Source organism: Actinomycetota bacterium, from assembly GCA_035697485.1.
Taxonomy (GTDB): Bacteria; Actinomycetota; UBA4738; order UBA4738; family HRBIN12; genus JAOUEA01.
On the sequence record DASSCU010000033.1, the window covers coordinates 51,418 to 72,121 of the forward strand.

The window sequence follows — 20,704 nt, forward strand, 5'->3', positions numbered from 1 at the left end:
TACGCCGGGCCCTTGGGGTCGTCAAGGCTGCAGGTCGCGGGCCCTCTCGAGGGCGTCGGTGAGGTCGGCGGGCAATGGTTCTTCCAGGTCGACGTGCTCTCCGGTGAGGGGGTGGTCGAACGCGATCCGCCATGAGTGCAGGAACGGCCGATGCAGGCCGAGGGCGGCCGCGTCGTCCCCGCCTCCCCCGTACGCGCGGTCGCCGAGGATCGGATGGCCGATCGCCTGCAGGTGCACGCGGATCTGGTGGGTCCGCCCGGTGCGGGGTGCCGCCTCGAGGAGCGTGGCGCGGCGTAGTCGTTCGCGGACCTCGAAGCCGGTCTCGGCCGTCCGGCCCTCGCTGTGGTCCACGACGATGCGCTCGGCCCGGCGACCGAGGGGCGCGTCCACGGCGAACGTCTCGTGCTCCACCCGGCCACGCACGAGCGCGAGGTACCGGCGCTCCACCTCGTGACCTCGCAGCATGCGCGACAGCTCCTCGTGGGCGTCGTCGGTCTTCGCAACGAGCATCAGCCCCGACGTCCCGGCGTCGAGCCGGTGCACGATGCCCGGACGCAAGGGACCGCCGGCGTCCGACAGCGGGATGCCCATGCCGAGCAGGCGGTTCACCAGGGTGCCGGTGCGCCGCTGCTCCGTGGGGTGCGTGATCAGCCCCGTCGGCTTCGCGATCACCAACAGGTGTGCGTCCTCGAACCGGACCGGCACTGGCGGGCCCTCCGCCGCGAGCGGTTCATCGACCCGGAACTCGACCTCGAGCCGTTCGCCACCGCGGAGCCGGAAGGACTTCGGGCGCACGACGCCGTCGACGAGTACGTGTCCATCGGCGATCGCGCGTTGCACGTCCGCCCGCGCCGCTCCGGAGAGCCGGGCGATCACGGCGTCGAGTCGACCGGCGTGCCCGACGAACGTCTCAGCGCTCATCGACGGCGTGTCCGCCCCGCGCCGGCGATGCGCCCCCGCCGACGGCAGCGTCGGACGTCGCCGGGTCACGGTTCCCGACGAACGAGCTCGCGGCCAGGATCACCGCCCCCACCACGATCGAGGCGTCGGCGATGTTGAAGACGGGCCAGATCTGCAGGTCGATGAAGTCCACGACCTGTCCCGAGAAGAACTCCTCACCGCGCGTGAGCCGGTCGGTCAGGTTCCCGACGGCGCCGCCGAGCACGAGTCCGAGCGCGACCGCCGTGAGGAGGTTCGTGTGCCGGAACGCGGTGACGACGATCAGGATCGACACGAGGATGCTCGCCGTCGCGAAGAACCACGGGGCGTCCTGGCCCAGGCTGAACGCCCCCCCTGGGTTGGTCGCGAAACGGAACGTCAGGACGCCCGTGATCACCTCGATCGGATCGTCGGCGAGCCGCTGCTCGGCCCAGACCTTCGTGAGGCGATCCAGGAGGAAGACCAGTCCCGCGACGGAGAAGAGCCAGATCGCTCCGCTGCGCCGAGCGCGGTCCACGGCCGTTACCGGCGCGACTGCGCCTGCGCGTCCTTGATGCAGAGGTCGACGTAGGGCAGCGCCTTGATGCGCGCCTTCTCGATCGGCTTCCCGCATCGATCGCACGTGCCGTAGCTGCCGTCGTCGATGCGCCTGAGCGCACGATCGATCTTGGCCAGCAGGTCCCGCACGTTGTTCTCGATGGACAGGTCCTTCTCGCGCTCGAACGTCGCCGTCCCCGCATCGGCCGACTCGTCGTCGAGGCCCACGTCGCCCGCGAGCTCGGACTGGGTGGCCGCGAAGGCTTCCTCCTCGATCGTGGCGAGCTGATCGCGCAGCTCGACCCGTTCCTCTTCGAGGCGTCCCTTGAGGTCGCCGATCTCCTTGGCGGTGAGCTTGGTCTGGGCCATGGTCGGCGAAGGGTAGCAGATGGGGCCCTTCAGAACGCGTCGTCGCAGGTCAGAGGGGGTCTAGCGCCCGTTCGAGGTCGGCCTCGGAGACCCCGTCGACCGCGAAGACCTTGACCCTGGAGCGAGCCCCGGCGCGCAGGGTCACGGCGCTCGGTGGAACGCCGACGAGCGCGGCGAGCGCGGCGGCCGCCTCCGTCGTTGCCCTCCCTCGCTCGGGGGCGGCCCGGACCCGCACCACGACCTCGCCGGAAGGCCCCTTCACGACCTCGGTCCGGCCGGATCGAGGCATCACCCTCACCGTCAGGCTCGCCATGGCATGTAACATGCCAATCATAGGCAACGACGGGAACGCGCCGCGCGGATCCGTGAGGCCGGAGCGAGCCGGGGGTGGTGGGAGCCCGGCGCCGAGCCCCGCGTGGACATCATCCCCGAGCCCCTGCCCGAGCCGGCCGAGGCGGCCGTGGGAGGCGCAGGCGGGTTCCGCCCGTGACAGCGGGGGGCCTTCCCTCGAAGGCCGCGAGCGGCCGCGACCCGTGAGGGCGCGGCAACGCGGGGTGGTACCGCGGGGCAGACTCGACGCCTCGTCCCGGCACCGGTGGGGCGGGGCGTTGCGCATCTGCGGGCCTCGCACGGACGGCGGCGAGGGAAGGACTGGAGATGGCGGCGTTCGAGCCGGTCGACACGAGGGCGAGCTTCCCGGAGATCGAACGCGAGATCCTCGCGTTCTGGAAGGAGCGCGACGTCTTCCGCGCCTCGCTGGCCCGACGCGAGGGCGCGCCCCTCTGGATGATCTACGAGGGGCCTCCGACCGCGAACGGCAAGCCGGGCGTGCACCACGTGGAGCCTCGCACGTTCAAGGACGTGTACCCCCGGTTCAAGACCATGACCGGCCATCTCGTGCCTCGCAAGGGAGGATGGGACTGCCACGGGTTGCCGGTCGAGCTCGAGGTCGAGAAGGAGATCGGCACGACCGCCAAGCGCGACATCGAGGCGTTCGGCATCGCCGAGTTCAATCGGCGCTGCCGGGAGTCGGTGCAGCGGTACGTCGGCGAGTTCGAGCGGCTCACCGAGCGCATCGGCTACTGGGTCGACCTCGACGAGGCGTACTGGACGATGTCGACCAGCTACATCGAATCGGTGTGGTGGTCGCTGAAGTCGCTGTTCGAGCGGGGCCTGCTGCAGGAAGCCGACAAGGTCACGGCCTACTGCCCACGATGCGGCACGGCCCTGTCCGACGCCGAGGTTGCGCTCGGCTACCAGACCGTCGACGACCCGAGCGTGCACCTGCGGTTCCCGATCGTGGAGGCGGACGACGCCGGGCTCGTGGGCGCCTCGATGACCGTGTGGACCACGACGCCGTGGACCCTGCCCTCGAACACGGGGGTCGCGGTCGATGCCACGGCGGACTACGCCGAGCTCTCCCTCGACGGCGAGCGGCTGATCGTGGGCGCACCGCTGCGGGAGGCCGTGCTCGGCGAGGGCGGCGACCTCGTCCGCACGATCCCCGGGGCGGCGCTCGTCGGCGCCCGCTACGAGCCGCCCTATCCCAACGTCGACGACGCCCATCGCGTCGTCGCGGCCGACTTCGTCTCGATGGACGAAGGGACCGGCATCGTGCACCTCGCCCCCGCGTTCGGCCCCGAAGACCTCCAGATCGGCCTCGAGCAGGGCTGGCCCGTGCACAAACCGGTCGGCGACGACGGACGGTTCACCGATCTCGCGCCGGTGTTCGTGCGTGGACACTTCGTGAAGGACGCCGACCCCAGAATCGTCGAGGACCTACGCGAGCGCGGTCTGCTGCTGCGCTCGGGGACGTACGAGCACAGCTACCCGTTCTGCTGGCGATGCAAGACGCCTCTCCTCTACTACGCGCGAACGTCTTGGTACGTGCGCACGACCCAGGTGAAGGATCGCCTGCTCGCGGTGAACGAGGGGGTGCACTGGTTCCCGGACCACATCAAGCACGGGCGTTACGGGAACTGGCTGGAGAACAACGTCGACTGGGCCCTGTCCCGCGAGCGGTACTGGGGCACGCCGCTTCCGGTCTGGCGTTGCCCGGCTGGTCACCTGCGTGCCGTCGGCTCGCTCATCGAGCTCGGCGAGCTCGCGGGTCGCGACGTCCGCGACGTCGATCCCCACCGGCCGGCGATCGACGACGTGACGTTCGCCTGCGCCGAGTGCGGCGAGCCGGCTCGCCGGGTTCCCGAGGTGATCGACACCTGGTACGACTCGGGCGCGATGCCGTTCGCGCAGTGGGGCTACCACCCCGACCTGGGCCGCGGCCTCGAGGACTTCGAGCGGCACTTCCCCGCCGATTTCATCTCCGAGGCGATCGACCAGACGCGCGGGTGGTTCTACACGCTGATGGCCGAGGGCGTGCTGCACTTCGACTCGACCGCCTACCGCAACGTCGTCTGTCTCGGCCACATCATCGCGGCCGACGGGCGGAAGATGTCCAAGTCGCTCGGGAACATGTTCGACCCCTGGGATGCGTTGGACCGCCAGGGCGCCGACGCCCTTCGCTGGTTCATGATCACGAACGGGTCGCCGTGGGCGTCCCGGCGCATCGGGCACGAGGTGCTCGACGACGTGGTGCGGCAGTTCCTCCTGACCCTGCGCCACGTGCACGCGTTCTTCGTGACCTACGCGACCGCCGACGGGTTCGACCCTGCGTCGCCTGCACCCTCCGTCGCCGACCGGCCCCTGCTCGACCGGTGGGTGCTGTCCCAGCTCGCACGCACGGTCGTCGCCGCCCGCGACGGCCTCGACGCCTACGACGCCACCGGCGCGGGCCGCCGTATCGAGCGCTTCGTCGACGACCTCTCGAACTGGTACGTGCGCCGCTCGCGCCGCCGGTTCTGGAACCCCGGCGGCGAGGACGCAGCCGACGCGTCGGCGGCGTTCCACACGTTGTTCGAGTGCCTCGTCACGGTCTCGACGCTGCTCGCTCCATTCACGCCGTTCATCGCCGACGCGATATGGCGGAACCTCGCGGCCGGCCGGGCCGGGCGGCCCGACTCGGTGCACCTCGCCGACTACCCGGAGGCCGACGTTGCGGCGATCGACGACGCGCTCGATGCCGCGATGGAGGCCGCGCGAACGATCGTCGGGCTGGGTCGCACCGTGCGGACCGAAACGAAGACGCGGGTGCGCCAGCCGCTGGCCGAGGCCGTCGTGCACCTCCCGGGCAGCCTCGAGGGCCTCGAACCGCTGCTGGAGTTGGTCGCGGAAGAGCTGAACGTGCACCGGGTCGTGTTCGCCGAGTCCGTAGGGTCGTTCGGCAGATGGCATGCGAAGCCGAACTTCAAGGCGCTGGGACCGGCGCTCGGACCACGGGTGAAGGAGGTGGCGGTCGCGTTGGCGGCCGACGACGGCTCGCTCGCAGGCGAGCTCGCCACGGGCGCCTCGGTCGTCGTGCGCACCTCCGACGGCGGCGTCACGCTCGGGCCCGGCGACGTCGATCTCTCGCAGGATGTCCGCGAGGGCTGGGGGGTCGCGAGCGAGGGCGGTGTCACGCTCGCGCTCGATCTCAACCTGACGGACGACCTGCGGCGCGAGGGGGTGGCAAGGGAGCTGATCCGCGCGATCCAGGAGGCACGGAAGGCAGCGGGTCTCGAGATCTCCGACCGCATCCAGCTCGGCGTCGATGCCGGACCGGTCGTGTCCGACGCGCTCACCGTCCACCGTGACACCGTTGCCGGGGAGACCCTTGCGGTCGACGTGATCCACGGTGAGGTCGAAGGCCCCGCCGTGGACACGTCGATCGACGGCGAGCCTGTGCGGATCAGCGTGCGCCGAGCCGACTACGCCTCGCCCGCACGCGCCTGAGGGTGCCGTCGGCGAGCGCGACGAGGGCGAGCGAACCGGTCACGACCGCGAGCCCGACGAGCAACGCCCCTCGTTCGACGGCGAGGCCCGCGAGCAGGCTCACGAGGCAGAGCGCTCCCAACCCCAGCGCGGCGAGGTAGCGTCCGGCGACGTCGCGCCCGTACCGCCGTCCCCCGTGAGGGTCGGTCAGTCCTCGCCCCAGAACAGCTCGCGGAGGGATCGGTCGCCCTCGGAGTCCGCCTCGCCTCGGGAGGCGGCCGCGGTGGCCGGCTCCTCGACGATGCGGACGGTGTCGTCGCCCTCGGGCACGCGGGTGGTGTCGTCGCTCTCGGGCACGCGGGTGGTGTCGTCCGTCGTCGCCTCGGAGGATCCTCGGCCTGCCGGCGGGTTGGTCTGGGGACCGGAGGGCCGATCGCTCGCCGACTCGGTCGTCACCGGCTCGGCCTTCGCCTCGGACCCTTGGCGAGGCGCAGCCGCGGCCGTCGCCTCAGGGCTCGATCGCGCCGACTTCGCCATGCCCTTGACCGTCTCGGCGTGCTCCTGCACGAGCCCGGCCAGCGACTGGAGGAACTCGCGTTCCTGCGCGATGAACGCGGTGACGGCCGCCCGTTCCTGCGGTCCGTTCGGGCTCGCGGTCGACCCCGTGGCTGCGGTCGCCCGGGCCTCCGCGAGGATACGCGCCGCCTCCGCCCTCGCGCGCGCGATGATCTCGTCCGCCTGCCGGGCAACGTCGCCGAGGTCCGGCGTTCCCACGACCGGGGCAGCTCCGGCGCGCAAGCGGTCGACGTCGGCCGTCAGGGCCGTGAACGAGTCGGTGATCTGGTCGAGGAACTCGTCCACGTCGCGCATCTTGTAGCCGCCGAAGCGCGAGACCCGGAACTCCTTCTGCTGGATGTCGGCGGGGGTGAGCCGCGTCGGCGCGGCGACCACCTCGCCCAACCCTGTGTCTTTCTTGCCCATGAACCCCTCCTGGTCAGCGGCAGAGCGCGGTCTGCAGCACGAAGATGATGATGAACGCCACCACGACCGAGAGGTCGAACATACCTGCCGGGGGGATGATGCGCCGGAGCGCGCGCAGCGGTGGCTCGGTCACGTCGAACAACAGATCGTAGGCGGAGCGGAGCGGACCTGTGGCGGGCGGGTGCCACCCGGCGAGTTGGACCCAGCTCAGGATGACCCGCACGAGCAGGATCACCCAGACGAGCGTGAGCGCGACGCAGATGAGCCGGTTCATCGGGTCGAGAGGCTAACAGCAGGACCGGAACCGGGTCGCCGAACGCCGATCCGGGCGCGAGAACGGGCGTCAGAACTGGTTGTAGAAGCCCGTGCCGGCCAGTCGCTCCCGCTCTTCGGCCGAGACCTCGACATCGGCGGGGCTGAGCAGGTAGACACGGTTCGCGACCAGCTCGATCTTGCCGTCGAGCCCGTAGACGAGCCCGCTCGCGAAGTCGACCAGCCGGCGCGCGATCGAGTCCTCGGTCGCCTGCAGGTTCATGATGACCGCGGTGCCATCCTTGAACCGGTCGGCGACCTCCCGGGCCTCGTTGAACCGCTTCGGCTCGGACTTGTGGATCGAGCTCATGCCGGTCGACACGGGGCGCGGCGAGGCGATCGTGCGCACGACCCCCTCGGCCTCGGCGGGAACCTCGCGGACCGCCTGCGGACGCATGCGCCGCACCGGCGCCGGGTCGGCCTCGGGCATGTCGTCGACGAAGTCCTCGTCCTCCTCGACGAGCCCCAGGTAGTTCAGCGTCTTCTTCCACACGCCGGCCATCTCCGTTCCTCTCGTGTCATCGGCCAGATCTCGGCGCTCCGCCCATTTCCTCCGGTCGATCCCGGGGGCCGAACAGCGCCGTTCCGATGCGAACCATCGTAGCGCCTTCTTCGATCGCAGCTTCGTAATCCAACGACATCCCCATACTCAAGTCCACCACGTCTGGGTGGTTCTCCCGGATCGCATCTCGCAGCTCGCGCAACCTGCGAAACCAGTAGCGGGCGTCCTCGGCGCTCTCGCCGATCGGCGCGATCGTCATGAGCCCCCGCAGGCGGAGCCCCTCCACCCCGGCGACGAGGTCAGCGAACGGGGCCGTCTCGTCAGGCGATACCCCCGCCCTCGAACCCGTGAAGTCCACCTCGATCAGGGCGTCGAGGGTGCGGCCGAGCGCGGCGGCCCGGCGTGCGAGCCGGCGGGTCGCCCGCTCGCCGGAGAGCGTCTCCACCACGTCGGCGAGGGCTGCTACGTGGTGGGCGGAGCTCGCCTGCAACGCGCCGATGTAGTGCCAGCGGGCGCCGGGCACGACGTCGTGCACGGCGCGGAGCTCCCGCACGTAGTTCTCGCCGATCGCCGTGACCCCGGCGTCGACCACCCACCCGATCGGCTCGGCCGGCTGGGTCTTCGCGGCGGCCACCAACAGGACCGACCCGGGGTCGCGCGAGGCCCGGTCGCAGGCCCGCTCGACGACGGCCCGGATCGCCTGCAGGTTCTGCACCACCTCGTCTCGCCCGGCGGTCATGCGGTCATCGTGTCATGCGAGCGCGCGCGGTCACCGGGTCGAGCAGCCGCGGAGACGAGAACGGGGGCGGGGAGGTCTCTCGGCCAAGAGGCGGGGGAAGGGCGCCTCCTCGCGTGGGAACCTCCCCGCCCCCACGCCCACTCGGGCCGCGCGGAGCGGGATACTCGCTCAGCTCTTCAGGAAGTCCGGGATATCCAGGTCCTCCTCGGCGTCGAACGACACAGACGGTTGCGACTCCTGCTCGCCGGTGATGAAGACGTCGCCCTCGTCGTCGCCCTCGTCGGCCAGGATCGACGGGAGCGGCTCGCGCGTCTCCTCTCCCTCGCCGCGGACGGGTTCCTCGAGTAGGCGCGAGAGGCGCGACTCGAACTGGTTGCCGCCAGTCGCGCTCGGTGCCACCTTGTCGAACCCCGCTGCGACCACCGTGACGCGCACCTCCTCGCCCAGCGCGTCGTCGACGACGGCGCCGAAGATGATGTTCGCGTCGGGGTGCGCCACCTTCGTGATCGCGTCGGCCGCCTGGTTCACCTCGTGAAGCGTGAGGTCGGTCGGGCCGGCGATCGAGAGCAGCACGCCCTTCGCACCGTCGATCGAGCTCTCGAGGAGCGGCGAGCTGATCGCCGCCTTCGACGCTTCGGTCGCCCGATCCGCGCCCGAGCCGAGACCGATGCCCATCAGGGCCGACCCGGCGCCCGACATGACCGACTTCACGTCGGCGAAGTCGAGGTTGATCAGGCCGGGGGTCGTGATCAGCGAGGTGATGCCGTCGACGCCCTGGAACAGCACTTGGTCCGCCATGCGGAAGGCCTCGACCATCGGCATGTTCGGGTCGGCGACCTGGAGCAGGCGGTCGTTCGGGACGACGATCAACGTGTCGACGGCCTTCTTCAGTTCGGTGATGCCGAGGTCCGCCTGGGTCGCACGCTTGCGTCCCTCGAAGCCGAACGGGCGGGTCACCACCCCGATCGTCAGCGCCCCGAGGCCGCGGGCGACCTCGGCGACCACCGGCGCGCCGCCGGTGCCCGTGCCGCCCCCTTCCCCGGCGGTGATGAAGACCATGTCGGCGCCCTTGAGGATCTCTTCGATCTCGTCTGCGTGCTCCGTGGAGGCACCCTTCCCGATCTCCGGATCGGAGCCGGCCCCCAGACCTCGGGTCGTCTCGCGTCCGATGTCGAGCTTCACCTCCGCGTCGGACATGAGCAGCGTCTGGGCATCGGTGTTGACGGCGATGAACTCGACGCCCCGCAAGCCTGCCTCGATCATGCGGTTCACCGCGTTCACGCCGCCGCCGCCGATACCCACCACCTTGATGACGGCGAGGTAGTTCTGGGGAACGTCCATCTGTCTTCCTCCGCGAGCCGTGGCTCGCTCTACCTGGGGAATTGCCGTACCCACGAACTGGGGAATTGCTGTACCCACGAAACCATAACCATAAACTGAAGCCTTATTGTTATATCTACATGACGTAGAGTGCGGCAAGTTACTAAGTCTCAGCAGGTCCGTCAAGTCGAGACTTCGCTCGCGCTGTTCCGTCGATGACAGTTTCGAGACGTCAGGGCGACGACGAGGGAGCCCCCTGTGCCCCCCCATCGGTGCCGTGGCCGTCGATGGCGGGGTCGACAGGGGGCACGTCCGCCGACGGGTCGGGGCCCGAGAGCGGCTGTTGGGATCCGACGAACCTCGCCGTCGGGGCAGCGGGGGCGGACAGGTCGATGGAGATCAGCTCCCGCCCCTCGTTCTCGGCGTAGCGCAGGATCGCCCGCAGCGCCTGGGACTTGGCCGCGGTGTCGTCCACGATCCCATACCGGACCGCCACGTCCCCCTCGACGACGAGCGACACGCTGCCGTCCTCCGTCACCGTGATCGAGTCGACGCGTGCCCTCATCTCCGGAGCCATCGACCGCACGACCAGCCCCGCGGCTTCGATCTCCGAGCGCCCCAACCGGGATCCGGGCGCCGCGGTCACCTCGGGGAACGCCGAGTCCCTCGGCGCGCGCCCGAGCGCGGTACCGTCGGTGGCCACCAGCTGCCTCGTCTCGCCGGCGACGAGGACGAGCACCGGTATCCGCTCTCTCACCGAGATCGTGATCGTGGAGGGCAAGCTCCTGGCGACCGTCGCATCGAGGACCCAGGGCTCGGCCTCGAGTCGAGACTCGGCGACGCTCGTGTCGAGGTGGACGACGTTGGTCCCACGCTCGATCCCGGCGAGCCGCATCACCTGTCGGGGCGCCAGGCGTTCCTCACCCTCGACCTTGACCACCCTCGCCCCGAATATCGGGCTGTAGCTGAGGGCGACGGTTCCCGTCACGAGGGCGACGCTCGCCGCCCCGGCGATCGCCCACGGGCGGAGTCGGCGCCGACGGTCCTCGTCAAGGCGGAGCACCGGCGCGGGATCGATCGAGGCGGGGGGCTCCGGCGTGGCGCGGTCGCTCAGGTCGGTCGCCCGCTCATCCGCCGACACGATCGAACCCCCCGATCAATCGGACCTCAGGCTCCAGCACGACGCCCGTGCGGGACTCCACCGTCCGCCGGACGAGGTCGATCAAGGCGAGCACGTCCTCGGCGTGGGCTCCCTCGTCGGCCACGATGAAGTTCGCGTGCTTGGTCGAGACCTGCACGCTCCCGACCCGGGCGCCCTTCATCCCGGCTTGCTCGATCAAAGGTGCCGCATGCCCGTCGACCGGGTTCTTGAACACGCTCCCGCAGTTCGGCTCGGCGAGCGGCTGGGTGCGCCTCCTCCACGCCCGTGCCTCGTCCATCGCGGCTCGGATCGTGACCGGATCGCCCGATCGCAGCTGGAACTCGGCACCCGTGACGACGGCGTCGGACGGCAGCTCGGAGTGGCGGTAGGAGAACCCGGCCTGCGCGGCGGGCACACGGTCCACGCGCCCTTCCTCCAGCCGGAAGACCTCGACATCGAGGAGCACGTCGGCCATCTGCCCCCCGTGCGCTCCGGCGTTCATCTTCACCGCTCCCCCGAGGGTCGCCGGGATGGCCACCCCGAAGGCCAGGCCGTCGAGCGCGTGCCGGAGGGCGACGCCCGCCAGCGCAGGAAGCGGCATCGACCCGCCCGCGGTGAGCCGCAGGCCGTCTCGCGCCACCCACCGGTAGCCACGCCCGAGTCGAAGCACGAGGCCGTCGAACCCGCGATCGGAGACCAGCACGTTGGATCCCTTCCCGATCACGACGTACGGGAGATCGTCTTGCGAGACCGCCTGCGCGACGGCGACGAGATCGGCGTCGGACTCCGGTTCCAGGTAGAGGGCCGCCGCTCCGCCGATGCGGAACGTCGTCAGCGGTGCCATCGGGAAGGACGTGCGGAGCCGATCGCCGCACGCGGCCCGAAGGATCGCCTCGGCTCGGGCGCTGTCGCTCATCCGTCGCCGCCTCCCCCCAGCCGCTCGACCGCCGCGTCGGCGAGCATCCAGACGTCGCCGCAGCCCATCGTGACGACGAGGTCTCCCTCGCGGACCTCCCGATCCAGATAGTCGACCACGTCCGCGCGGTGGGGCAGGTAGACCACGGGAGTCGAGGGTGACGCCAACGCGACGCCGTCGACGACCAGCCTCCCGGTCACGCCGGGGATCGGATCCTGGGCCGCACCGTAGACGTCGGTGACGAGCACGAGGTCGGCGCCGGCGACGCTCTCGCCGAGCTCTCGCCAGAGCGCCTGCACGCGCGAGTACCGGTGGGGCTGCACCAACGCGATCAGCCGCGAGGGCCGTCGACGTCGGGCCGTCTCAATCGTGACGGCCATCTCCGTCGGGGTGTGCCCGTAGTCGTCGAAGAAGTCGGCGCCGCGAGCTCGTCCGCGCCGCTCGAACCGACGATGCACGCCGGCGTATTCCCCGACCGCGGCCGCGGCATCGGCGAGCGAGACCCCGAGCAGACCCGCGACCCCGATCGCCGCCGCCGCGTTCAAGAGGTTGTGGGTGCCGTCGACCTGCAGCCGCAGCGCCGCCTCGACGCCCTCGCCTCCGCGGATGCGCCCGACCGCGCCGTCGGGGCCGAGCTCGTCGACGGAGACCACGAGTTCGTTGCCGTCGCCGACGCCGTAGCGGAGTGTTCCGGCTCCGGCGGCATCGTCGAGCACGGAGCGGACGCCTGGGTCGTCGCCGCAGCCGACCACGTGTTCGCACCTGGCGACGAACGCGCCGAACGCCGCCTCGATCTCCCTTCGGCCACCCGGGTAGAAGTCGACGTGGTCGACGTCCACGTTCGTGACGACGCCGACGTGCGGCCGAGCGAGCAGGAAGGAGCCGTCGCTCTCATCGGCCTCGAAGACGAAGACGTCGCCGCCTCCGCTCCGCGCGCCGCTCCCGCTCTCGTTGAGGTCGCCGCCGATCAGGTAGCTCGGGTCGAGCCCGCACCGCTCGAGCACCACGGCGATCATCGAGGTGGTGGTCGTCTTGCCGTGCGTGCCGGCGACGGCGACCGCCCGATGCCCGGCCACGAGAGCGGCGAGGGCCTGCTGCCGCGCCCACACGGGCAGGGCGCGCTCCCTCGCCGCGCGGAGTTCTGGGTTGGCGTCACCGATCGCGCTCGAGATGATCACCGCGTCCGGGGTCCCCAGCCGCTCCGGGTCGTGTCCGACCCACACGTCGGCGCCCGCCGCGACCAGCTCCCGGACCCCCTTCGAGTCCTTCATGTCGGAGCCGCGGACCTCGATACCCCGGGAGAGGAGCAGGCGGGCGAGGTTGCGCATGCCCGCCCCGCCGACGCCGATCATGTGCACCGAGCTGATCCCGTCGAGGCTCGGCACGGGCAGCGTGGGGATGCTGCCGGAGGGCGGGGCGTACGACCTCATGCGGCGACCTCCGCGACCAGGTCCGCGATACGCTCGTCGGCATCCGGGCGCGCCCACGCGAGCATCGCCCTGGACATCGCGGCACGTCGGGGTTCGTCGTCGATGAGCGCCGCGACCCGCCGGGCGAGGACCGTCGGCGTCAACTCCGCCTCGAGCACGACTTCGGCGCCGCCCGCGCGCTCCACCTCACGGCCGTTGGCCTCCTGATGATGCTCGGTGGCGTGGGGGTAGGGCACGAGGAGCGACGGCACCCCGCACACGGCGAGCTCCGAGATGGTGCCCGACCCCGCTCGTGCGACGGCGAGGTCGGTCGCCGCGAGGGCGAGATCCATGCGCTCGATGAACCCCTCGACGCGCACGAGCAGGTCACCCGATGCCTCAGCGGCCGGCGCGACCTCGCCCTCGTGGGCGGCGCCCGTCGAGACGAGCAGCTGAAGATCGTGCCGCCCGCGGAGCTCGCCGATCGCTGCCGCGACCGTGCGGTCGAGCTGGCGGGCCCCCTGGCTTCCGCCGAACACGGACACCGTGCGGCGGTCGGTGTCGAGTTCGAACGCGCGGAGCGCTTCGGCGCGGCGATCGACGCGTTCGGCCACGACCTCGGCGATCCGGCGCCGAACGGGGTTGCCGGTGCGGACGACCCGGATGCCCGGCGGGAGCCGCTCGGCCGTCGCCTCGAACGTCGTGGCGACCGCGCCGGCCCATCGGGCGGCGACGCGATTGACGATCCCCGGCACGCCGTTCTGTTCGATCAGCACGATCGGGGTCCGCACCCGACGGGCGGCCAGGATCGCGGGGGCGCTCGCGTAGCCCCCGATGCCGACGACCACGTCAGCCGCGCGCACCAACGGACGCACGGCGCTCGCGGACGTGAACGACATCCACAGGGCCTTCGCCGTATGCAGCGAGACCCGCGTCTGGGCCGACGCCACCCGCACCGGCACGAACGGAAAACCCGCGCCGGGTACGAGGGTGGCTTCCTGTCCGGAGGCGGAACCGACGAAGCGAACGTCGTGCCCGCGGTCGCGCAGTCGCTCGGCCACCGCGAGGGCGGGGAAGACATGGCCGGCGGTACCGCCGCCGCTCATCACGACCTTCATCGCGAGGTCCGTTCCCCCGCCGCGTGCTGGCGGGCGGTCTTTCCCCGCGCCCCAGCGGCGGGCGCCTCGCGACGCGCCGGCGCGCGGCCGCGTGTGCGGGACGAGCGCGCCGGCGTCGAACGTGGCACGGCCTGGATGCTCGCGCGGGCGACGCCGGCGAGGACCCCGATCCCGGCGAGCGTGACGACGAGCGCGGTGCCGCCGAACGACAGCAGCGGCAGCGGCACGCCCGTGATCGGCATCAGCCCGGTGACCGCCCCCAGGTTGATGATCGTCTGCAGCCCGATCCATCCGGTGATGCCTGCGGCCATCAGGCGCCCGAAGGTGTCCGGCGCGGCGATCGCGATGCGGACCCCGGCGAACAGGAGCACCGCGAACATCGCCAGCACGAACAGCGCCCCGAGCAGCCCGAGTTCCTCGCCGATGATCGCGAAGATGAAGTCGGAGTGCGCGTTGGGCAGGTAGTCCCACTTCTGGCGGCTCGCACCGAGGCCGACCCCGGTCCACCCGCCCGAACCGAACGCGATCATGCCCTGGATCAGCTGGAACCCTGCCCCGTCCGGATCATTCCAGGGGTTCAGGAACGCGTCGATGAATCGGGTCCGCCGATAGGCCTCGCCGAAGATCAGGAACGCGGCGCCGGCGAGCGCGACCGCACCGGTGACGGCCAGGTAGCGCAGGCGGATCCCGGCGGCAAACATCAGCAGGAAGACCGAACCGCAGATGATCACGGTGGTGCCGAGGTCGCGCTGCAGGATCACGAGCAGGGCCACCCCGAGCACCACCGGGGCGAGCGGGATCAGCAGGTGCACGGGGTCGTCGAGCGTGCCCCACTTCTTCGTGAGCACGGTCGCGGCAAACGCCACGATCGCGAGCTTCATGAACTCCGAGGGCTGCAGCGTGAGGTAGCCGAGGTCGATCCACCTCGAGGCCCCGTACAGCGACGACCCCGCCGAATGATGCAGGGCGACCAGCATCAACGGCACGAGCAGGACGACCGCCGGCACCGCGATCTTCTGCCACACGGCGTGGGGGAGCCGCACGGCCACCATCAGCGCGATGACGCCGACGACCGCGTAGGCCCCCTGTCGCTGGAAGTACCAGAACGGGTTGCCGTCGTATCCCTGGGTCGCCGAGACCGAACCGGCCGAGAGCACCATCGTCAGCCCGAGGATCGTGAGCACCGCGGTCGGGACGAGCAGGAGCAGGACGTTGACTCGGGCGGCGTGCATCGCGGCCGCACGGGAACCGGGCGTGCGGACCACGTGCAGGTGGTGCCGCCGCCCGGCGGACTTCCTACCGGCCACCCGCGCCCACCTCCTGCTGCAGCCCGCGGGCGGCTGCCGCGAAACGGTCGCCGCGTTCGGCGTAGTCGGTGAACTGGTCCCAGCTCGCGCATGCGGGGGCCAGCAACACTCGCCCCCCGGGCCGGGCGAGCCCGAAGGCGGCCCGCACGGCTTCCTCGATCGTGCCCGACCGATGCACCGGCCGCACCCGGTCGAAGACCCGCGCGACCTCAGGGGCGGCCTCGCCGATCGCGACCACCGCCCGGATGCGCTCGGCGCGGGTCACCAGCGGGGACAGGTCGACGCCCTTGGCCCTGCCGCCGGCGATCAGGACGACGTCGTCGACGCCATCGAGCGCGGCGAGCGCCGCGTGCACGTTCGTGGCCTTGGAATCGTCGATGAACACCACGCCGTCGACGACGACCGAGACCTGACCGCGATGCGGCGCCGGCACGAAGCCGTCGAGTCCGTGGCGCACACCGTCTGCGGAGACGCCGAACGCGAGCGCGGCCGCGGCTGCCGCCGCGGCGTCGGCGCGCATCCCGGCCGTCCCGTCGATGTGACCGAGACGCTCGGTCTCCCCCGTGAGGCTCGAGACGAGCGCATCGCCATCGTAGCCCACCTCGCCGGCGGCCGGCGCTCCCGTTCGGAACCACACGACGTCGCATGGGGCCTCAGCCGAGCGCGCGGCCGCCGCCGGATCGTCGCGGTTGCCGACGTGCGTGTCCCCCGGTCCCTGGCCTGCGTAGATCCGCGCCTTGGTCTCGGCGTAGGCCTCGAAGGATCCGTGCTCGTCGAGGTGATCAGGCGCCAGGTTCAGGAGCACGGAGACCCGGGGATGGAACGACTCCTGCATCCGCAGCTGGAACGACGAGCACTCGACGACCAGCACCTCGTGTCCCTCGCGCGCCGCCTCGGGGAACGGGTGCCCGATGTTGCCGCACGCCACGGCGTCGACACCGTCGGCGCGCAAGCAGGTCTCGATCATGCTGGTCGTCGTCGTCTTGCCGTTGGTCCCCGTCACACCCAGGTAGGGGACCTCGGCGACCCTGGCACCGAGCTCCATCTCGCTCCAGATTGGGACCCCCCGCTCGCGCGCCCACGCGAGGACCGGAGCTGCCTCGGGGACACCCGGACCGGTCACGACGAGCGTCGCGTCGTCGAGGTGTTCGGGATCGTGCCCGCCGGTCAGCATCTCGACGCCGGCTTCGCGCAGCGCCGCTGTCGTGGACAGCTCGGACACGGGCCGCGCCTCGGTCACGCGCACCGAGGCACCCTCGGCCGCGAGCACGCGCGCGGCCGAGGACCCGGCCACGCCGGCACCGACCACCACCGCCCGCTCACCCTCGAAGCGCCCGCTCACTCGAGCCCTCCTTGTTGGATGAAGTCGTAGTAGAACAGCCCGAGCCCCACGGCGACGCAGAGGCCTGCGATGATCCAGAAGCGCACGATCACCGTGAACTCGGGCCACCCGACCAGCTCGAAGTGGTGGTGGATCGGTGACATGCGGAAGATGCGCCGACCGAACCCGCGGAACGAGATGACCTGCAGGATCACCGACATCGTCTCCATCACGAACAGGCCGCCGAGGATCACGAGCAGGAGCTGGGTGTTCGTGGTGATCGCGAGGCCGCCCAGGAGCCCCCCGATCGCGAGGGCGCCCGTGTCACCCATGAAGATGCGCGCGGGGGCGGCGTTCCACCACAGGAAGCCGGCGAGTGCCCCCATCATGCCCGCCGCCACGATCGCGTTGTCGAGCATCGCGGGTCCGTTCACGTCGAAGCATCCCTGCAGGGCGATGCCCTCCGCCTCGAAGCAGAGGTGCCGGAACTCCCAGAACGCGATGAACACGTAGGACGCGAAGACGAGGGCGCTCGACCCCGCGGCCAGCCCGTCGAGGCCGTCGGTGAGGTTCACCGCGTGCGACGACGCGGTCAGCACGAAGAAGACCCACACGAGGAAGAACACCCCGAGCGCGAGCGCGGTCGGCCGGATGAACGACAGGTTCGTGCTGATGCCCGTCTCGTCGCTCGACCGGACGACGATCAGGCCGAACAGGACAGAGACGAGCGCGGTGCCGCCGAACTTCTGCAGCTTCGTCAGCCCCAGCGACCGGCGGTTGCGGACCTTCATGAAGTCGTCGAGGAAGCCGACCAGCCCGAAGCCCACCACCGCCACGACGAGCGCGAGCCCCGCCGGGGTCACGGGCCCGTCGAACTGGGTCGTGAACCGCGTCGCGAGGTAGGCGAGCAGCAGGCCGGCGAGGATCACGATGCCGCCCATCGTCGGGGTTCCCATCTTCTCCATGTGCGTGTGGGGACCGTCTTCGCGGATGCGCTGGCCCCACCCCCAGACCGTGAAGGCCTTGATCGCGATCGGGGTCCCGAGCAGCGTCACCGTCAGGCCGATCGCCCCCGCCACCAGGATCGAGATCACCGCAACGCCTCCGCGACGGCCTCGAGCCCCGCGACGCGCGAACCCTTGAACAGCACGACGTCACCGGCCCGTGCGTGCATCCGCACGTCGGCGAGCGCCTCCCCGGGGTCGTCGTAGGAGGCGACGTTCTCGGGCTCCACGCCCTCTCGGAGCGCGGACATGGCGATCGGCCTGGCATCGGGCCCGACCGTCACGAGCCGGTCGACCGGCAGCCGCGCCGCGAGGTCGCCCACGCGCTCGTGCGCCTCGCCGGCGATCGGGCCGATCTCGGCCATGTGGCCGAGGACGGCGATCAGCCGGTCGTCGGCCGCCATCTTGCGGGCGGTCTTGAGCGCCGCCGCCATCGACTCTGGATTGGCGTTGTACGCGTCGTTGATCACGCGAACGCCCTCCGGCGTGGCGAACGTCTCCATCCGCCAGCGGGAGACGGCCGCCGCGCCGAGCGCCTCGGCCGAGGCCTCGATGGGCACGCCGAGGATCCGCCCGACCGCCGCAGCGGCGAGGGCGTTGGGCACCATGTGCTCGCCGGCGACCTGGAGGTCGACGCGGACGCGCTCCTCTCCGATCACGAGGGTGAACGAGGCCGTGCCCTCGGGCCCGACCACGACCCGTTCCGCCCGCACGTCGGCCTCCGCGTGCACGCCGAACGTGACGACCTGCGCGGCGGTGCGCGAACGGTAGCCCGCGACGACCGGATCGTCGGCGTTGAGGACGACCCAGCCCTCCGGCTGGACGGCCTCGACCGGCTCCGCGGAGGCCTCGACGATCGCTTCCCAGGACCCGAAGACCTCGATGTGCGCCACGCCCACGTTGGTGACGACGGCGATCACCGGCTTCGCGACCTCGCTGAGCAGCGTGACGTCGCCCTTGCGACGGGCCCCGAGCTCCGCGACGATCACCTCGGTCAGCGGATCCGCCCCGAGGATCGTCATCGGCAGCCCGATCTCGTTGTTGAACGATCCCGGGCTCGCATGGGTCCGGAACTTCCGGGACAGCACGATCGCCGCCATGTCCTTCGTACTGGTCTTGCCGTTCGCCCCGGTGATCCCGACCACGGTCGCCGATGAGTAGGTGCGTTCGGCCGCGGCGAGCTTCAGCAGGGCCTCCCCGGTCGAGGCGACCACGATGCCCGAACCCGGCACGGCGACGCCCTCGGGCACGAGCACCCCCGTCGCGCCCCGCGCGAGGGCGTCCCCCACGAAGCGCGCCCCCTCGGTCCGCTCACCCGCGAGGGCGACGAACAGGGCCCCGGGACCCGCGAGCCGCGAATCGCTCACCACGTGGGTGATCTCCGCGTCGGGGCCGACGAGCCTGCCGCCGACCTCCCGCGCGATCGCGGACAGCGATCGGGCGATCATGCCGGTCCCCCGAGCGCCCGCAGCTCCTCGCGGGCAACGGCGCGATCGTCGAACTCGACCGTGCGATCGGCGAACTCCTGATACCCCTCGTGCCCCTTGCCAGCGATCACCACCGCGTCTCCGGGCGATGCTTCGGTGAGCGCGAGGGCGATCGCCGCCCGGCGATCGGGCTCGATCCGATAATCGCCGCCCCCTTGGACCGCCCCGCGTTCGATCGCCGCCACGATCTGGAGCGGATCCTCCGAGCGCGGGTTGTCCGACGTGATGATCGTGAGGTCGGCGGTCGAGGTGGCCGCCCTCCCCATCACGGGTCGCTTGGCGCGGTCGCGGTCTCCCCCGCAACCGAACACGACGATCAGCCGGCCCGTGGCCAGCGGGCGCGTGGCCTGCAGCACGCCGAGGATGCTATCCGGCGTGTGCGCGTAGTCCACCACCACCAGGAACTCCTGTCCCTCGTCGACCGGCTCCACCCGCCCGGGTACCTCGCCCACGTCGGCGATGCCCGCAACGATCGCCTCGTCGGCCAGGTCCACGGCCCGCGCCAGCGCGATCGCGGCCAGGCAGTTCGAGACGTTGAAGGCGCCGCGCAACGAGGACCGCACGGTGAGACCGTCGACCCGGAACGCGAGCCCCGACGGGGTGACCTCGACGTCGGCGGCTCGGAGCCGGGCGTCGGCGTCGACCGCGAACGTCGACATCGGGATCTCGGGAGAGGTCAGCAACCGACGGCCCCACGAGTCGTCCGCGTTGACGAATCCCCGGCGAGCGTGCCGAGGCGTGAACAGGACCGCCTTGGCCGCGAAGTACCGTTCCATCGACGCGTGGTAGTCGAGGTGGTCCTGCGAGAGGTTCGTGAACGCGACCGCGTCGTAGACCACGCCGTCGATCCGGTGCTGCTCGAGCGCGTGCGACGACGCCTCCATCGCCACCAGACCCACCCCGCCGTCGCGCATGCGGGCGAGCAGTCGGTGCAGATCGGGAGCCTCGGGGGTCGTCCGGTCGAGCGGGATCGGCTCGCCGTCCACGCGAGCCCCCGTGGTGCCGATGACCCCCGGACGCACGCCCGCTCGACGGGCGATCGCCTCCAGCAGGTAGGTCGTCGTGGTCTTCCCGTTCGTACCGGTGACCCCCAGCATGGTCATCGCCTCGGCGGGATCGCGGAACGCTCGCGCCGCGATCGGACCCATCGCCTCGCGGACCGAGTGCACGAGCACCTGGGGAGCCGCCAGGTCGAGCCACCGCTCGACGACGAGCGCGGCGGCGCCCGCATCGAGCGCTGCGCGAGCGAAGTCGTGCCCGTCGGCCGTCGCGCCCTGCACGCAGCAGTACAAGGCACCGGTGGTGACTGCGCGGGAGTCGTGGGTGACGTCGAGGATCGAGAGCGCCGTGTCGCCCCGAGTTTCGGCATCGGGGACGGCGTCGACCAGCGCCGAGAGGGGGATCGGCGGGAACGCAGGCGAGGACGGGGGGGACACCGACGGGGAAGCCACCGGTTCCGAGCTTACCCGCGCCCCCGGCCGCCGGCCGGTAGCCA

General features: G+C 71.3%; 20 protein-coding genes. 1 reads left to right on the forward strand and 19 read right to left on the reverse strand.

The features are described from left to right. Positions 1-21: 21 nt before the first annotated feature. The 4 genes from VFI59_09965 to VFI59_09980 are packed head-to-tail and all read right to left on the reverse strand — an operon-like array spanning position 22 to position 2,179. Positions 22-921: an RluA family pseudouridine synthase gene (locus VFI59_09965; GenBank protein ID HET6714021.1), complete on the reverse strand. Its 900-nt coding sequence runs from the start codon at positions 919-921 to the stop codon at positions 22-24. After that, a complete protein-coding gene (gene lspA, locus VFI59_09970; GenBank protein ID HET6714022.1) occupies positions 911-1,456 on the reverse strand; it encodes a signal peptidase II in 546 nt (181 codons plus the stop codon). Before lspA ends, VFI59_09965 begins: the two co-directional genes overlap by 11 nt. A gap of 5 nt (positions 1,457-1,461) precedes the next feature. Continuing rightward, the gene (locus VFI59_09975) at positions 1,462-1,845 is read right to left on the reverse strand and encodes a TraR/DksA C4-type zinc finger protein (GenBank protein ID HET6714023.1); all 384 of its coding nucleotides are present in this window, start codon (positions 1,843-1,845) and stop codon (positions 1,462-1,464) included. 49 nt (positions 1,846-1,894) lie between these two features. After that, on the reverse strand, positions 1,895-2,179 hold the full coding sequence (locus VFI59_09980; protein HET6714024.1) for a DUF167 family protein: 285 nt from the start codon (positions 2,177-2,179) through the stop codon (positions 1,895-1,897). A gap of 323 nt (positions 2,180-2,502) precedes the next feature. Here VFI59_09980 and ileS point away from each other — a divergent pair, with 323 nt between their 5' ends. After that, a complete protein-coding gene (ileS, locus tag VFI59_09985; protein ID HET6714025.1) occupies positions 2,503-5,673 on the forward strand; it encodes an isoleucine--tRNA ligase in 3,171 nt (1,056 codons plus the stop codon). On the opposite strand, the gene VFI59_09990 is transcribed toward ileS, so the two are convergent. From VFI59_09990 to VFI59_10060, 15 genes are all read right to left on the reverse strand, one after another. Beyond that, positions 5,630-5,776, reverse strand: a complete 147-nt coding sequence (locus VFI59_09990) for a hypothetical protein (GenBank protein HET6714026.1) — start codon at positions 5,774-5,776, stop codon at positions 5,630-5,632. The genes ileS and VFI59_09990 overlap by 44 nt on opposite strands. A gap of 83 nt (positions 5,777-5,859) precedes the next feature. Then, positions 5,860-6,633: a DivIVA domain-containing protein gene (locus VFI59_09995; protein HET6714027.1), complete on the reverse strand. Its 774-nt coding sequence runs from the start codon at positions 6,631-6,633 to the stop codon at positions 5,860-5,862. Between the two features lie 13 nt (positions 6,634-6,646). Further along, complete coding sequence (locus VFI59_10000) at positions 6,647-6,907, reverse strand: YggT family protein (protein HET6714028.1); 261 nt, start codon at positions 6,905-6,907, stop codon at positions 6,647-6,649. A gap of 69 nt (positions 6,908-6,976) precedes the next feature. After that, a complete protein-coding gene (gene sepF / locus VFI59_10005) occupies positions 6,977-7,447 on the reverse strand; it encodes a cell division protein SepF (GenBank protein HET6714029.1) in 471 nt (156 codons plus the stop codon). 16 nt (positions 7,448-7,463) lie between these two features. Beyond that, the gene (locus tag VFI59_10010; GenBank protein ID HET6714030.1) at positions 7,464-8,186 is read right to left on the reverse strand and encodes a YggS family pyridoxal phosphate-dependent enzyme; all 723 of its coding nucleotides are present in this window, start codon (positions 8,184-8,186) and stop codon (positions 7,464-7,466) included. A 168-nt stretch (positions 8,187-8,354) separates the two neighbouring features. Then, a complete protein-coding gene (ftsZ, locus tag VFI59_10015) occupies positions 8,355-9,527 on the reverse strand; it encodes a cell division protein FtsZ (GenBank protein ID HET6714031.1) in 1,173 nt (390 codons plus the stop codon). 211 nt (positions 9,528-9,738) lie between these two features. Further along, on the reverse strand, positions 9,739-10,647 hold the full coding sequence (locus VFI59_10020; GenBank protein HET6714032.1) for an FtsQ-type POTRA domain-containing protein: 909 nt from the start codon (positions 10,645-10,647) through the stop codon (positions 9,739-9,741). Beyond that, a complete protein-coding gene (gene murB / locus VFI59_10025; GenBank protein ID HET6714033.1) occupies positions 10,634-11,563 on the reverse strand; it encodes a UDP-N-acetylmuramate dehydrogenase in 930 nt (309 codons plus the stop codon). The genes VFI59_10020 and murB overlap by 14 nt, the downstream gene beginning before the upstream one ends. Beyond that, positions 11,560-12,993: a UDP-N-acetylmuramate--L-alanine ligase gene (gene murC, locus VFI59_10030; GenBank protein ID HET6714034.1), complete on the reverse strand. Its 1,434-nt coding sequence runs from the start codon at positions 12,991-12,993 to the stop codon at positions 11,560-11,562. The genes murB and murC overlap by 4 nt, the downstream gene beginning before the upstream one ends. Next, on the reverse strand, positions 12,990-14,090 hold the full coding sequence (gene murG / locus VFI59_10035) for an undecaprenyldiphospho-muramoylpentapeptide beta-N-acetylglucosaminyltransferase (protein ID HET6714035.1): 1,101 nt from the start codon (positions 14,088-14,090) through the stop codon (positions 12,990-12,992). The genes murC and murG overlap by 4 nt, the downstream gene beginning before the upstream one ends. Continuing rightward, a complete protein-coding gene (gene ftsW, locus VFI59_10040) occupies positions 14,087-15,397 on the reverse strand; it encodes a putative lipid II flippase FtsW (GenBank protein ID HET6714036.1) in 1,311 nt (436 codons plus the stop codon). The genes murG and ftsW overlap by 4 nt, the downstream gene beginning before the upstream one ends. Then, positions 15,387-16,739 carry a UDP-N-acetylmuramoyl-L-alanine--D-glutamate ligase gene (murD, locus tag VFI59_10045; GenBank protein HET6714037.1) on the reverse strand — a complete coding sequence of 451 codons (1,353 nt, stop codon included), beginning with the start codon at positions 16,737-16,739 and terminating at the stop codon, positions 15,387-15,389. The genes ftsW and murD overlap by 11 nt, the downstream gene beginning before the upstream one ends. Next, entirely contained in the window at positions 16,736-17,812 is a 1,077-nt protein-coding gene (mraY, locus tag VFI59_10050; protein HET6714038.1) for a phospho-N-acetylmuramoyl-pentapeptide-transferase, read from the reverse strand. The genes murD and mraY overlap by 4 nt, the downstream gene beginning before the upstream one ends. After that, complete coding sequence (gene murF / locus VFI59_10055; protein ID HET6714039.1) at positions 17,809-19,170, reverse strand: UDP-N-acetylmuramoyl-tripeptide--D-alanyl-D-alanine ligase; 1,362 nt, start codon at positions 19,168-19,170, stop codon at positions 17,809-17,811. Before murF ends, mraY begins: the two co-directional genes overlap by 4 nt. Next, entirely contained in the window at positions 19,167-20,660 is a 1,494-nt protein-coding gene (locus tag VFI59_10060; GenBank protein HET6714040.1) for a UDP-N-acetylmuramoyl-L-alanyl-D-glutamate--2,6-diaminopimelate ligase, read from the reverse strand. The genes murF and VFI59_10060 overlap by 4 nt, the downstream gene beginning before the upstream one ends. Positions 20,661-20,704 lie beyond the last annotated feature (44 nt).

Excerpts from the sequence above, each read along its gene's own strand:
- VFI59_09965 (HET6714021.1), bottom strand. The coding sequence starts at position 921 with ATGAGCGCTGAGACGTTCGTCGGGCACGCCGGTCGACTCGACGCCGTG.
- VFI59_09975 (HET6714023.1), bottom strand. The coding sequence starts at position 1,845 with ATGGCCCAGACCAAGCTCACCGCCAAGGAGATCGGCGACCTCAAGGGA.
- VFI59_09980 (HET6714024.1), bottom strand. The coding sequence starts at position 2,179 with ATGATTGGCATGTTACATGCCATGGCGAGCCTGACGGTGAGGGTGATG.
- ileS (HET6714025.1), top strand. The coding sequence starts at position 2,503 with ATGGCGGCGTTCGAGCCGGTCGACACGAGGGCGAGCTTCCCGGAGATC.
- VFI59_09995 (HET6714027.1), bottom strand. The coding sequence starts at position 6,633 with ATGGGCAAGAAAGACACAGGGTTGGGCGAGGTGGTCGCCGCGCCGACG.
- VFI59_10000 (HET6714028.1), bottom strand. The coding sequence starts at position 6,907 with ATGAACCGGCTCATCTGCGTCGCGCTCACGCTCGTCTGGGTGATCCTG.
- sepF (HET6714029.1), bottom strand. The coding sequence starts at position 7,447 with ATGGCCGGCGTGTGGAAGAAGACGCTGAACTACCTGGGGCTCGTCGAG.
- VFI59_10010 (HET6714030.1), bottom strand. The coding sequence starts at position 8,186 with ATGACCGCCGGGCGAGACGAGGTGGTGCAGAACCTGCAGGCGATCCGG.
- ftsZ (HET6714031.1), bottom strand. The coding sequence starts at position 9,527 with ATGGACGTTCCCCAGAACTACCTCGCCGTCATCAAGGTGGTGGGTATC.
- murB (HET6714033.1), bottom strand. The coding sequence starts at position 11,563 with ATGAGCGACAGCGCCCGAGCCGAGGCGATCCTTCGGGCCGCGTGCGGC.
- murC (HET6714034.1), bottom strand. The coding sequence starts at position 12,993 with ATGAGGTCGTACGCCCCGCCCTCCGGCAGCATCCCCACGCTGCCCGTG.
- murG (HET6714035.1), bottom strand. The coding sequence starts at position 14,090 with ATGAAGGTCGTGATGAGCGGCGGCGGTACCGCCGGCCATGTCTTCCCC.
- murF (HET6714039.1), bottom strand. The coding sequence starts at position 19,170 with ATGATCGCCCGATCGCTGTCCGCGATCGCGCGGGAGGTCGGCGGCAGG.